The 13516-nt window shown below is 45.0% G+C and carries 15 protein-coding genes; 11 read left to right on the forward strand and 4 right to left on the reverse strand.

Annotation, left to right across the window (positions count from 1 at the left end; translation table 11 throughout):
- A partial coding sequence (locus T491_RS15950) for an ATP-binding protein (protein ID WP_036915631.1) occupies positions 1-197 on the forward strand: 197 nt, incomplete at its 5' end.
- 366 nt (positions 198-563) lie between these two features.
- Here T491_RS15950 and T491_RS17890 read toward each other — a convergent pair.
- Positions 564-926 carry a hypothetical protein gene (locus tag T491_RS17890; RefSeq protein WP_197018825.1) on the reverse strand — a complete coding sequence of 121 codons (363 nt, stop codon included), beginning with the start codon at positions 924-926 and terminating at the stop codon, positions 564-566.
- Here T491_RS17890 and T491_RS0107280 point away from each other — a divergent pair.
- The 9 genes from T491_RS0107280 (at position 894) to T491_RS15955 (ending at position 8276) form a co-directional block, all read left to right on the forward strand.
- The gene (locus T491_RS0107280; RefSeq protein WP_231480212.1) at positions 894-1046 is read left to right on the forward strand and encodes a DUF3791 domain-containing protein; all 153 of its coding nucleotides are present in this window, start codon (positions 894-896) and stop codon (positions 1044-1046) included. The two genes, T491_RS17890 and T491_RS0107280, sit on opposite strands and share 33 nt — an antisense overlap.
- Positions 1043-1531 carry a DUF3990 domain-containing protein gene (locus tag T491_RS0107285; protein WP_028903308.1) on the forward strand — a complete coding sequence of 163 codons (489 nt, stop codon included), beginning with the start codon at positions 1043-1045 and terminating at the stop codon, positions 1529-1531. Before T491_RS0107280 ends, T491_RS0107285 begins: the two co-directional genes overlap by 4 nt.
- On the forward strand, positions 1528-1743 hold the full coding sequence (locus T491_RS0107290) for a hypothetical protein (RefSeq protein ID WP_033147302.1): 216 nt from the start codon (positions 1528-1530) through the stop codon (positions 1741-1743). The genes T491_RS0107285 and T491_RS0107290 overlap by 4 nt, the downstream gene beginning before the upstream one ends.
- 335 nt (positions 1744-2078) lie before the next feature.
- Positions 2079-2669, forward strand: a complete 591-nt coding sequence (locus T491_RS0107295; protein WP_028903310.1) for a hypothetical protein — start codon at positions 2079-2081, stop codon at positions 2667-2669.
- Between the two features lie 146 nt (positions 2670-2815).
- A complete protein-coding gene (locus tag T491_RS0107300; RefSeq protein WP_028903311.1) occupies positions 2816-3496 on the forward strand; it encodes a hypothetical protein in 681 nt (226 codons plus the stop codon).
- Between the two features lie 90 nt (positions 3497-3586).
- The gene (locus T491_RS0107305) at positions 3587-4177 is read left to right on the forward strand and encodes a hypothetical protein (protein WP_028903312.1); all 591 of its coding nucleotides are present in this window, start codon (positions 3587-3589) and stop codon (positions 4175-4177) included.
- A 147-nt stretch (positions 4178-4324) separates the two neighbouring features.
- Complete coding sequence (locus tag T491_RS0107310) at positions 4325-5041, forward strand: hypothetical protein (protein ID WP_028903313.1); 717 nt, start codon at positions 4325-4327, stop codon at positions 5039-5041.
- Between the two features lie 241 nt (positions 5042-5282).
- A complete protein-coding gene (locus T491_RS0107315) occupies positions 5283-5837 on the forward strand; it encodes a hypothetical protein (protein ID WP_155950070.1) in 555 nt (184 codons plus the stop codon).
- Positions 5838-6380: 543 nt separating this feature from the next.
- Entirely contained in the window at positions 6381-8276 is a 1896-nt protein-coding gene (locus T491_RS15955; RefSeq protein WP_155950071.1) for a hypothetical protein, read from the forward strand.
- A 55-nt stretch (positions 8277-8331) separates the two neighbouring features.
- Here T491_RS15955 and cysS read toward each other — a convergent pair whose 3' ends face one another.
- Together cysS and T491_RS0107335 are read right to left on the reverse strand one after the other, a co-directional pair.
- On the reverse strand, positions 8332-9825 hold the full coding sequence (cysS, locus tag T491_RS0107330) for a cysteine--tRNA ligase (RefSeq protein WP_028903316.1): 1494 nt from the start codon (positions 9823-9825) through the stop codon (positions 8332-8334).
- Between the two features lie 67 nt (positions 9826-9892).
- Positions 9893-10684 (reverse strand): inositol monophosphatase family protein, encoded by a 792-nt coding sequence (locus T491_RS0107335; protein WP_028903317.1) that lies wholly within the window; start codon positions 10682-10684, stop codon positions 9893-9895.
- A gap of 78 nt (positions 10685-10762) precedes the next feature.
- Between T491_RS0107335 and T491_RS0107340 the strand changes: the two genes are divergently transcribed.
- Positions 10763-11707, forward strand: a complete 945-nt coding sequence (locus tag T491_RS0107340) for a DMT family transporter (protein ID WP_036915636.1) — start codon at positions 10763-10765, stop codon at positions 11705-11707.
- Here T491_RS0107340 and T491_RS0107345 read toward each other — a convergent pair.
- Positions 11688-13511 (reverse strand): CotH kinase family protein, encoded by a 1824-nt coding sequence (locus T491_RS0107345; protein WP_028903319.1) that lies wholly within the window; start codon positions 13509-13511, stop codon positions 11688-11690. The genes T491_RS0107340 and T491_RS0107345 overlap by 20 nt on opposite strands.
- Between the last annotated feature and the right edge of the window lie 5 nt (positions 13512-13516).

Here is a 13516-nt window from a genome sequence, read left to right on the forward strand (position 1 = left end):
CTCTGCGGACAGGAAAGAGAGCTACCATCATCACCACGAACCTGCCTTTTACGAGGTGGGAAGAGGTGCTCAAGGATAAAGTCTTGTGCTCCGCTCTAGTAGACAGACTGTGTCACAAATCGTATCTCGTCAACATGACAGGTACGTCATATCGTATTAAAGAAACAAAAAAATTAATAGAAAAAAGTAATGTATAACCAACTCTTTGTATATTTGCAGCGCTCTTTTGGACTGGTATACTATTGAATTATTTGTTGGTATACTTTTGCGTTATCATTTACAATAATTTTATAATAGCATATCAAAAACCAGATAGTACATATTATCGTGAGTATTATATCGACACATATAAGGAATATTCAGATTCCACTATACATTCTCAAGACGCGACAGATAGTCTGAAGACGCTCTTGGACAAAATGCTTAGCATACAAGATTGCTATTGGATTATTCGCAAGCAGGATGCCAAAGTATTTGGTCCAATGGCTGAGTCTGACTTTAATCGGATGTGCAAGGAACTAAATGTTTCTGTCAAAATGGATAAAAAATACGAATCCCAGTTTTTAAAGACCAAGTAAACAAGGGGGCAGAATGTCCCTTTGGTCTGGTGAATTAAAATAAACCATAAATATGACGAGACAATTAAGCATGAAGAGAGGAACAGGTATTTCGTTTGGTGTAATACAAAAGTTATAGAGATGAAAATGATCACAAGAACCGACACCTTGCTCCTCAACTCCGACTTTTTGATTAATTATATTTTTTCTTAAAAGTTTGGAACTTTCGGAAATTATCTTTATCTTTGCAGCAATATAAACAATCATAAAGATATGAGCAAGTATGAGATACCCTTCTTGACGGCATGCATTCATGCTTTTGGAAAACGGTTTGCTATGACTAGGCAAGCTGCTTTCCAATATCTTCATAAGCATAAAGGGCTTTCATTCCTAATTGAATTTTATGATGTGGAACATCTGCAGTCTATGGATGAGACTATTGATGACTTGCTTATCATCTGTCAAAAGAATGGAGGAACGTTGTCATGATACTTTATCATGGTACAAATGTAGATATTGAGGTGATAGATCTTGCTAAGGGCTTGCAGTATAAGGACTTTGGCAAAGGGTTCTATCTTACGCCCGATAGAAATACAGCAATCCGTATGGCGCAAAAAAAAGCTCGTCTTTTTGGTGGTACACCAACTCTGATTACTTATGAGTTTGATGATACAGCTATGAAGTCAAACTTGAAAGTCAAGGTCTTTCCGGAGAAAGCTACTACAGAATGGTTCTTGTTTGTGGATGCTAACCGCAATAGAAAGAATACTAAGACAATACATGATTTCGATGTTGTTATTGGGCCAATTGCTGATGATGGTGTGGTTCTGCAAATTACAAACTATCATGAGGGTATTTATTCTCCGGAAGAGGCTGCTAAGTTGCTTCAGGACAAGTATCTTGACCTGCAGTACTATTTGGGGACGGAACAGGCCTTAGCTTTTCTCAGGAAAATAAAAGTTGAAAGCGTATGAATCAGCCAACACATAATCAAATGGCTACTTACCTGACTAATTATGCTTTGAGCGAATTGGTTAAGTATGTGATAGAAGATACAGGCTGCTCTATAGAACAAGCGATGGAACGTGTATATAATTCTCCTTTAATTGAAATGTTGCAAGATGAAGAAGGTGAATTGTATGTGCAAAGCCCTGCCTATTTGTATGAACTTATGAATAAAATGTAATTTATAGGTTGTGTTCAGAGAGATCATGGACTGGAGAAGGTGAGAATCAACAAATCATCTATTCCTTAGGTACTTTTCAAAAAAAAGCAAATTGCAGCGACGCCACTTGAGAGTACGCTGCCCTCCAACTGGTTTAGAAAAGCCTTGTTCAGGCGCTAATATGCTTTTGACGAATTTTGACGAATTATTTCTGTAACTTGCTGTCGTATAGAGTTTTTTGACGCTTTGTAAGGCTTGGTTTCTGGATATTCTGACGAAAAAAAGCTATTTCATTTTTGGCGTTTTAATGATATTTCTCTACCTTTGCCACCAAATTAATTAAATCATTTCGATATATGAATAAAAAAGCCATTAAACTGATAATGCTACTTGGCCTTTTTTCCTGTTGCACATCAGATGACAACAAGGAGAATAGCGAATTGGAGTGTACTGTTGAAATCAGAAATAAGGATCTGGTAGGAGCGATTACAGAATACCAGAATATGATGTATAGCGAATACAAAAAAGATATTGAATCAGGAGATTCTGTCTATGTAGGCATTTGGTCAAGAGATATTAATGACAGCATATATCGATATTACCTAAGTCCTGTTCGTGGTATGTTGATTCTTCCTGTGCTTGCTCCCTTTGACCTTTGCAAAGTAAATGGACACCACGTATTATACTCGCATGCTCTTCTGTCAATGATTATCCGCCAGGAAAGAAGATTTAGTGTTCTTTCTGATGATGCATATATCAAGTATTCAAAGATTCTTTTTCCCAACGAATATAAAGATAATCCTAAAGGGAAAATCCTGGATATTTGCCACCCCACAGATTGCTATCTAACGTTCCTTGGCGACAGCTTGATTGATAAAACCTACAAATGTGGCAGTCCAAGAGATAAAGTCATTGTAAAACTTAATGGCGAGGAGGTGTGTCTATAAATTGTGAATTGTATGCCAGAATGGCGTCCGTTCGTGGTATGTGACATGCGATGATTTGAAAGACTGTGTCTGTCGGGAAGTCGGTATAGATGAGTCTGGTAGTTTGGAATAAATCGTAAGGTAAGAAAGATTGGAAGGGTTAAACAATGGAAATTATAAATTGTCTAAAGAAGTATTCTGATGTATATTACGAAGAAATGTTTGGTTCTTCTGTTACGAAAAGCAGTGATGGCTTCAGTCATGCATCGAAGTTCTTGTCAGACTTTGCTCTAAGTACTGATGAGTATCTTCAGGAGTGTGCTCCCAAAATGCAGAAAGTATTCAAGCCCGTTGGAGTTGCAGAATTTAAGATATGCACATCTCCTGTTAATATGCTTTTCCAACCTGCTTATGAAACAACACTTCTGATTTCCTCTCCGCTGTTTATGGAAGATACCTATCATCTTATCCAAAAGATTTGCCAAGCGTGTGGCGATCGTTTTCTCTATATCGTTGAGGATTCGGTGGAAGATACGGCGTTTCAACTGAAGATACCAGTTACTACAAGTTGGGAGCAATTACAGTCTGGAGGTTTCATTTCTACTGTTTTGTTTAATATGCCATACAACAATTATCGCATCTTTGGTGATAGCTGTAGTTGGGGAAGATGGTGCGATTACGAAAATTCTTGGGCGGATTATGAGATATTCGGCAGCAAATGTGATATACCAGAAATAAAGGATTATCTTCAAAAGATGGCTTTGTCTTTAGATGATTATTTATATATGAAAAACAATATAGGTTTCCCCAAGAGTATTCATGTCATGATTGATGGGGGGCGTAGGTGACTGGGGACGCCATCTTTCCTGGTTGACTGGTATTACAATATTTTTTCCAAATCCAGCAGGAAATATTAATGATAAAAATTCTATATTTATATGTATAAGTTTGTGTGTTTATTTGTGCTTTTTTTATTCTCAAGCTGCGCCCAAAATGGGAACAAGGAGAATAGCGAATTGGAGTGTACTGTTGAAATCAGGAATAAGGATTTGATTGAGGCGATAACCGATTATCAGGATTTCCTTTATAAAGATAATAAGAAATATATCGAACAAGGGGATTCTATCTATGTGGGAATTGCCTCTAAAGATATCAACGATAGTATTTATCGGTATGTCGTATTCCCTGTGTATGATATAAGCGATATAAAATATCATGCACCATTTGACCTGTGTAAGGTGAATGGTCATTATGTGATATTCTCGCATGATAATGCACATCCCATCTTTCCTATAGAAAGAAGATTCTGCAGGATCACGGATTCTGCAGTCCAGGAATATGCCAAGTTGCTGTTCCCAAAGGAATATGAAATGTTAAACAAGAAGGAAAAACATGTGATTAGACTGTATGAGCCTAAAAATTGCTATCTAACATTCTTTGGTGATAGTCTGATAGACAAGACTAATAAACAAGGAATGATAAGAGATGCAATCCCCATCATGCTGAATGGCGAGGAGGTGTATAAATAAAGTAAAGAGATTTTGTGAAGAAATATGTGTTATTTATAGCCGTTATGACAGTAGCACTTCTTGTTGGGTTACCACTCTATTGTCAGCATCGTAAGGAGCAAAAACAGATTATGGCATATCGGGATTCTGTTGAAACAATTAAATTTTATGAATAGATATCTTTTGTTATATTTACTGGCGAGTATTTGGGGAAATTGTAAAGCCCAATATCAAAGCCTGGATAGCATAAATAACTATTATGTTCACGTGATGAGTCGTCAGTTCAACGATCAGCACTTTACTAATACTCATTATGAGTTTTTTGATCGTGCAACTTATCAGAATTCATTGTCCTCAAATCGAGAACCACTCTTTAGCTGTAAATGGATAGACTATGGGCCCAAAGCTGTAGGCGGTGAACATGTAATACTTGTTTTCCTTCCCAGGATAGACCAAAGTCAAGATGTATATAGCTCAAATTTGAACCATATTTTATCATATATCGCAACCAGACATGGATTGAGCAAACTTACAGATATTAGCTTGGAACTTCCAATGGAACTCTCAATTTCTGTCTCCTCTAAATTGGAAAAAGAATTAGGACACATAAGGCGTTCTCATACGAAACTCAATGATAAGATTCAGAAAGAGAACGAGCTCTTTAAACAAGAACTCATACAGTCGCCTCTGTATACTCAGATAAACAGAATTTTGGCAAAATATAAGATGGAGATTTGTGATATACAATTCATTGAGCCAACATTGTTATATAGTAAGAAAAAAGTTAAAGAACTATTCAAACAATACGTGAATGATGATCTTCCAGAGTATGTTTTGGGGTTACATATTAATCTAACTATAAAAACATATATCGGACACCAATAATTTACAACCAAATCATCCGTAAAAATGACGAGACAATTAAGAAAGAAAAGTGGAACAGGCATTTATTACATAATGCTCATGCCTAGGGACTGTCCCTTGGCATCCAACAAAACACCAATCACGCTTCACAAGGTAGGGTCCATCCTGTGTATACAAATAGTTATATGCCAAATCATGGTATTGGGACATTTGTGAGAAAGTTTGGGGGATATTAATTAGTTTAAACTCATCTAAAGATATAATGAAAAAGTTATTATCAATATTATTGGTTTTTGTAGTGTCTTCTTGTATTTACAAGAACGTGTATCACTTTGAAGAAGATGATTTGATGTGGATAAATGTGTATTCTTTAGGTGATACTGTGAGATTAGAGACTACGAATGGATGTGATCTTTTATGTATGACAAAAAGGAAAGTTTTCGATAAGAAAGCGCCATTTATAGAGAATGAAGGCCAAGAGGTGTTGGGAGATTATAATGCAGTAGCATATTATGAAGGCTTTTTTGTTCACAATTCAACCAGACATAGAGTTTGGGTTTCTATCACCAAGAACTCACATAAAGGATTATATGCCAGTTTCCACATAGGGGGAAGGTATTGTTTTTCCATAGAAAAAGATTCTAGAAATTTGAATGGAGATGGTACCTCAATAAAAGATACTATCGTTATAGATAACAAAAACTCTACATTAGGTAATAGGGAGCCTTGCGCTGATGACTTTGAATATATTAAATGGAGCAAGAATGAAGGCTTGATGGAATACCGGCTATTAGATGGAACCATATATCCGAAATAGGAATGATTATTATTAAAAGGGGGTATGTAGTATTCAGTATTCTATTGTGGATAATAATGTTTTATTTACTAATAGATACTATGGTTAGTTATAAATATGAGTCAGAAAAAGAGGTTATAAATCTTCATACAAATCCAGCGACTGATTATATTAAGCAAACAATACTGGTTATTTCTCTGTTTCTTATATACATCACAATTAATATAATATATATAGTTGTCATGGGATATTTGAGATCGAAGAACAAAAGAATAATAAATAAATGAACTGACGCGGGCGGAGAAGGTGAGAAACAACAAATCATCCATAAAAATGATTATTATCTCCGACTTCGTAAATCCGGACGTTTTTTCTGCTGAGTTAACTCGATTGATGAAATGAGCCAGCTCGTTTCATCGTTTGAATTAACTCGCGGTTTTTCAGTCACTTTATTTTTTTTGAAAGAATTGTTAATAAAAATGCTAACGTAAGGATAAAAAACGTATATTTGCAGCATCAACTCTTTCATAACATTAAAGTATCAACCTAAGACTAAGAAGTAGTATGAAGTATCTTAGCAAAATGCTATTCGCGGCTGTAGCCGTGTGGCTGACGTTGCCCATGGTGGCAGGCAAACCCAAGTTCCAGAACTTTAAAGTGTCGACTTATATCCGAGCGCAGGATGTGGCGAGGATGGACGATGAGAAGTTCCTGAAATCAACATGGGAAGTGGTTAACTCACAGGTGGACCTCGACAAGATCTATCTTGAAACGCACCGTGATGCCTTCACAGTGCCCGAGAAGACCATGCTGAAGGTGAAGAGGTTCTTCCTGTCGAAAGGACTCGAGGTGGGAGGCGGTATCACCTATACCCGTTCGGAACCTACCGATTTCGAGACCTACAGCTATGCCCGTCCCGACGAGCGCCAGGTGGTGAAGGAGGTGGCTGAGTACACGGCTAAACTGTTTGATGACTTTATACTCGACGATTTCTTCTTTATCGACCTGAAGAATGATGACGAGATTGCTGCCAAGGGGGCGAAGAGCTGGACAGAATACCGCCTGCGACTGATGGCTGATGCCGGACGTGAACTGGTGGTTAATCCTGCCAAGGCGGTGAATCCCAAGGTGAAGGTCATCGTCAAATACCCTAACTGGTACGACCATTTCCATGGTCTGGGGTTCAATCTCGAGGAAGAACCCGTGTATTTTGACGGCATCTGGACTGGCACCGAGACGCGCGATCCAGGGTCGGCACAGCATCTGCAGAACTATCTCAGCTATAATGTGGTGCGCTACTTCGATAATATCGCCCCGGGCAAGAATGGCGGTGGCTGGGTGGATGCCGGTGGTATCCACATGAGCATGGACCGTTATGCCGAGCAGCTGCATCTCACCATGCTGTCGAAGACACCGGAGATTATCCTGTGGAACTACATGCAGCTCTGCGAGGTGAAGATTACGCCCCAGCAGCGCGCCAAGTGGCAGGAGGCTGCCAGCAGTTTCAACTACGACGCGATGGTGGCTCCCTATACACGTAACGGCAAGACTGTTACGCCCACCACATTGGCACGCTATGCCGATGTGACCCTGCATCAGACGGACAAGCTGATAGGGCAGCTGGGGCGTCCCATCGGTCTTGCCTCGTACAAGCCTTATCATTCTTCGGGTGAAGACTTCCTGCAGAACTACTTAGGTATGATAGGCTTGCCGATGGATATGCACCCGCAGTTCCTCGCCGACCGTCAGCAGATACTGCTCACCGAGCAGGCTGCCAAGGATCCACAGGTAGTGGAGAAAATCAAAGCGCAGTTGAAGAAGGGGGGCGATGTGATTATCACTACCGGTCTGCTCAAGGCCATCCGTTCAAAGATAGCCGATATCTGCGAGCTCTATTGTGGCGACCTGAAGGCCATTGTCAACGACTTTGGCTATTCGGGCAAGTCTGAGCGTGAGTTTATCATTCCTCAGGTGAAGTACTTTACCAACGATGCCTGGGAGGTGGTGAGCGCCGGTCGTCCGCTGAACGGGGGCGTGTCGGGCTATCCCATCCTCCTGCGCGATACCTACTCCAAAGGTACGCTCTTCGTGCTGACCATACCTGATGACTACGGTAACCTCTATGATTTCCCCGCAGGTGCGCTGAACATCATCCGTCGGGCCATGAGCAAGGACGTGGGCGCTTATATCGAGGGCCCGTCGAAGGTGTCGTTGTTCCCTTATGACAATAAGACCATGGTGGTCGAGAACTTTAACGACGAGGCGGTCAGCATCCGTGTGGTGGTATGTGCCAAGGTAGCAGCTATGCGTAATCTGCTGACGGGCGAGAAGCTCTCACCAGCCCAGTTGCCCAAGATGCTACCGATGTGGGGGCGCAACCGTTTCTTCGGCTATCCCGATGGCGCATCGGTGTTCGATGTCAGGATTCCCGCCCACAGCTATGTGGGATTAGGCTATTAAATAAAAATCTCCCGCTCAGTTGAGTGGGAGATTTTCGTATCTTGTGCTTTCTTATTTACTTGTTCAGCTTCCAGGTGACACCGTCCTTGGTATCCTTCACCTCGAAACCGGCGGCTGCCAGTTCGTCGCGGATCTTGTCGCTGGTAGCCCAGTCCTTGTCGGCCTTGGCTTTGGCACGCAACTCAAGCACCATGTCCATTACCTTACCAAAAGCAGCCTCGCGCTCATCGTTAGTACCGCTCTTCTCTTCCTTCAGTCCAAGGATGTCGAAGGCGAAGAGGCGCATGGTCTCTGAGAGCTCCTTCAGGCAGTCGGCACAGATGGTGGCCTTGTGGTCGATCAGCTTGTTAACCACGGTACAAGCCTCGAAGAGATAGCTCAGCACAAGCGGTGTGGCCAGATCGTCGTTCATGGCGTCGTAGCACTTCTGGCGCAGGGCCTTTACTATTTTCTCGGTCTCGGCATCGCACTTGTCGGCAACCTGTACGCGCTCCAGATCGGCAATGGCGTTCATCAGTTTCTCATACCCCTTCTCGGCAGCCTGCAGGGCCTCGTTCGAGAAGTCGACGGTGCCACGGTAGTGGGCACTCAGCACGAAGAAACGGATGGTCATGGGCGAGTAGGGCTTCTCCAGCAATTCATGCTTGCCGGTGAAGAACTGCTCGAGGGTGATGAAGTTGTTATACGACTTACCCATCTTCTGACCGTTGATGGTCAGCATGTTGTTGTGCATCCAGTATTTCACGGCAGGATGACCCATTGATGCCTGAGCCTGGGCAATCTCACACTCGTGGTGGGGGAAGATCAGGTCCATGCCGCCGCCGTGGATATCAAACTCCTCGCCCAGATACTTGCGGCCCATAGCGGTACACTCGCAGTGCCAGCCGGGGAAACCGTCGCTCCAGGGCGATGGCCAGCGCATGATGTGCTCGGGCTGTGCTTTCTTCCACAGGGCGAAGTCGGCCTGGTTGTGCTTCTCGCCTACGCCGTCGAGGTTGTCGCGCGAAGCATCCTTGATATTCTCTAATGAGCGTCCGCTCAGGATGCCGTACTTGAACTTCTTGTTGTAAGCCTCGATATCGAAGTAGATAGAGCCGTTGCTCTCGTAGGCAAAGCCGTTGTCCAGAATCTGCTGCACTAACTGCTGCTGCTCGATGATATGACCTGTGGCGTGGGGTTCGATAGAGGGGCGCAGCACGTTCAGCGCATCCATATACAGATGGTAGCGGTTGGTGTAGTACTGGGCAATCTCCATAGGTTCCAACTGCTCCAGGCGCGCCTTCTTGGCAATCTTGTCCTCGCCCTCGTCGGCATCGTGCTCCAGATGGCCCACATCGGTGATGTTGCGTACATAGCGTACCTTATAGCCCAGGTGTTTCAGATAGCGGAACACCAGATCGAAGGTAATCGCGGGACGGGCGTGCCCTAGATGGGGATCGCCATACACCGTTGGTCCACACACGTACATGCCCACATTCGGGGCGTGAAGCGGCTCGAAACGCTCCTTCTGTCGCGTCAGCGTATTATAAATGACAAGCTTTGATTCCATATTCTCTGTAATTTTTGGCTGCAAAGGTAATAAAAAAATAGAAAATAATGCACATTTCGTGCATTTTTTATTCGTTGCCGATGGATTGGATGCTGTGGAGCAAGTCCTGCTGAATGAGTCCGTTGGTGGCTACCACGCTGTTGCCTTGTGTGAAGTCTGCCTGACCGTTATAGTCGGTGACAGTGCCGCCAGCCTCTTTCACCATCAGGGCACCTGCCATGAAGTCCCATTGCCCGATATACTGTTCGGCATAACCGTCAAAACGTCCGGCTGCCACATAGCATAACGCCATGGCTGCCGAGCCGCACATGCGGATGCTGCCTACATGGCCATAGAACTGATCGATGAGACGTTTGATGACGGGTCTGTAGGCATCGCTGTTGTATGGCAGCTGCAGGCAGAGCAGGGCATCCTGAATCTGCTGGTTGCTGACCTGCAACCTGTTGCCGTCTAAGTAGGCACCACCGCCCTGCCATGCATAGTAGCACTCATCGTGGCACACCTCGTAAACCACGCCTATCAACACCTCGTGGCCCTGCAACAAGGCTATGCTAACGGCATAAGGCGCATACTGGTGGATAAAGTTGGTAGTGCCGTCGAGTGGGTCGACCACCCAGGTGAGGGCTGCGGGCTTATCCTTGGCTGTTCCCTCCTCGGTGATGAATCCTGCCTCGGGCAGTAACTCGCGCAGGGCACTCACAATACGCTGCTCCGAGCCTTTGTCCACATACGATACATAATCGTGAGCGTGCTTACGTTCCACACGCTCTAACGAGAACTTCTTCCGCTCCTCTCTGATATAGGCGCCTGCCTGTCTGGCCACTTCGCAGACCGACTTTGTTAATCTCTCTAACTCCATTTTTCTTTCACTTAATGCTGCAAAGGTAAGAAGTATTTTTGAGTATTCCAAATAAAATGAGTAACTTTGCACCCGAATATGGAAAAAAGTATTTCGCAACAAAGTGTTTTTCAGCGTCCTCTATGGGCGGCACTCATGGCTTTTACGGCTGCCTTCCTGTGGGGATGGGCTTATCCGTTTATCAAACTCGGGTTCAACGAGTTCGAGATAACAACGGATATGACGGGCAGTAAGATGCTGTTTGCCGGTATCCGATTCTGTATCTCGGGCATCATCATCCTCTCTATTGCATACTTCACGCACCGCTCATTCAGCTTCAAGGATGAGGCGAAAGCGCATATCGTGGGCAACAGCCTGTTCCTGCTGGCATTCACCTTGTTGAATACCACGCTGCATTATGCCGCTTTCTATATCGGCTTGTCGCATAGCCAGGGCAGTAGGGCAGCCATTCTGAACTCCCTGAGTGTGTTTACACTGGTCATCCTGGCGTGTGTGTTCTTCAAGAGCGATAAACTGACCATGCGTAAGATCATCGGTTGTACCATCGGCTTTGGAGGTATCCTCTCGCTCAATGTAGGTGGTGCGGAGAGTGGTTCCTTTACCATTCTCGGCGATGGCATGATTATTCTCAACGCGCTATGCGGTGCCTTTGCCGGCCTGCTGACACGTGGCGTAAACAAGCGCGTGGATGTGTTCGTGGGTACGGGCTACAGTCTGGGTGTTGGCGGTGCTCTGCTCATCATTCCCGGTTTGCTGTTAGGCGGCACGTTGCCCCACGTCACCCTGCTCGGCCTTTTTTATCTGCTGATGCTTATCGCTATCTCTACCATCGGCTTTACACTCTACAACAAACTGCTGACCTGCAACCCGGTGGGTAAGATAGCAATATGGAACTCGCTCATCCCGGTTGTAGGTGCTGTCACCTCATGTCTCTGCCTGGCTGAGGAGTTCCAATGGAAATATGCTGTTGCCGCAACGCTGACAACGGCAGGTATCTACATCATCAATAAGGGGAAACGATGACCTTCTTGGTGGTCTGGCCTTGGCGCACGATGTAGATGCCGGGCGACAGAGCATCGAGACTGTTGCCGCAAGGTTGACCTGCCAGCGTGTAAACCTGATAGCTCTTGGTTGTATCGAGAGGTACATCGGTGATGCCGCTGGACTGATGGGTGTAGTTCAGCTTGCGGTCCATCCAGCCGATACGCTGCTGCATATACTGGCGCACATTCTCTACCTCGGCTGTATAGCTACCCCATATATGCGGGTTCTGGTGTACATACTCATTCATGATGGGCCAACGGAGGAAGTTGAGCTTTTGCGACTGGTCCAGCGCCTGTTCTAATGAGTCGATATAGGCCACCATGCTCTCCTCGGTCAGTCCCCTCTGGCGGGCTTCGCCCCAGAGGGCGGTTAGCTGTTGCTTGGAATAGGTGTCGTTAACCACAATCTTATCCACAAACTGCTTCATGTTGCCTGCGCAGCTGCCACCGCTCCTGTAGATATAGTCGGAACGGTTGCTGGTGATGGGGTAGGTGCGGTTGTCGTTGTTGAATGCCAGATCGAAATCCCATACCGGACCGGTGTATAGCATCTCCTCATCGGCGGGCTTATACATATATACACTCCAATAGGTGTCGGTATTGCCTGATAGCTCGCCCACCAGGAAGTGGCGCAGGAAGCTGTTCAGGTCAAGATACTCTTTCCACTGGTTCTCCATCTTGTTGAAGAAATTCTTGATGTCGGTGACCTGCTCGGCGGTGATGGTCTCCTCGTCGGGCGACTTGATGGTGACGGGATTGTTCTGATTGGATACAAAATACACGGGCTCGTCGTAGGCATAGGCATCTACCTCAATCAGATAGCTGTCGTCGGTGATGTTGACACGATTCTTGTTGACTTCAATCTGATCGCACAGCTGATAGCAACCCTTATATTCGCCATTCAACAAGACATCTACTGCCGTTCCATAGGGCGTGTAGCTCAGTCCCATCCGGCGGCTCAGCTCGAAGGCCAGCAGATTACGCATCAGCGTCTTGTCGCCATAGTTGTTGATCAGTGTCCACTTCTTGGCTTTGGCTGGCGCGTCGAGCACGTTCTGTTTCTTGTCGAACTTGATGCGATAAGGCTTTTTGGGGAACTGGCGTGAGGCATTACCACGCTCCTTGGTGGTACCAGGCTCTGACAGCAGATGGGTACCGTCTTCGGAGATGATGGTGAGCTGCGAGGTAATCTGGTGCTCCTTGTCGTAAGGAATCTCGCCGTTCAGCGTGTGGATACTGACTGTGGGCAGGTTGGTTACCTGATAAAGATGCGAATCGTCGCCCTCGCCGGGGGTGCCGTAGAACTCCAGCTCGGCAATGTTACAGCGTGCATCCGACGGTCCGATGTAGCGTACGTAACGGAAACCACGTGAGCAGTTCACATCGGCATACGACATGGTGCCGATGGTACCTTTTTCGCTGATCAGGTAGATGGGGAGGGCATCCATAAAGTCCTCGCGGTTGGCGCCTTCGAATACACCTAATACTACTCTGCCTTCACCCAGTCCGTCATTACGGGGCGACCAGCCCACACGGGTGATGACGTGAGGTGAACCTAAGTCCAGTCCGGTCCATGTGTAGCTTCTGTCCCACGAGGCAAAAAACGTGCTCAGATCGCCATCGAATGCGTTCTCGCGGGTGTTGACAGTGGTTGACTTCTGACCAGTCTGATAATTGACTGCTTCCAGCGTGCCGATAACGGTGCCTGATAGCTTCCCATCAGCATGAGCTGTACTTTGATAACTTGTTAGTAAGAAAAGAGCAAAAATAAATTTATTAGTCATAGTTG

The organism is Prevotella sp. P6B4 (assembly GCF_000619985.1).
Lineage (GTDB): Bacteria > Bacteroidota > Bacteroidia > Bacteroidales > Bacteroidaceae > Prevotella.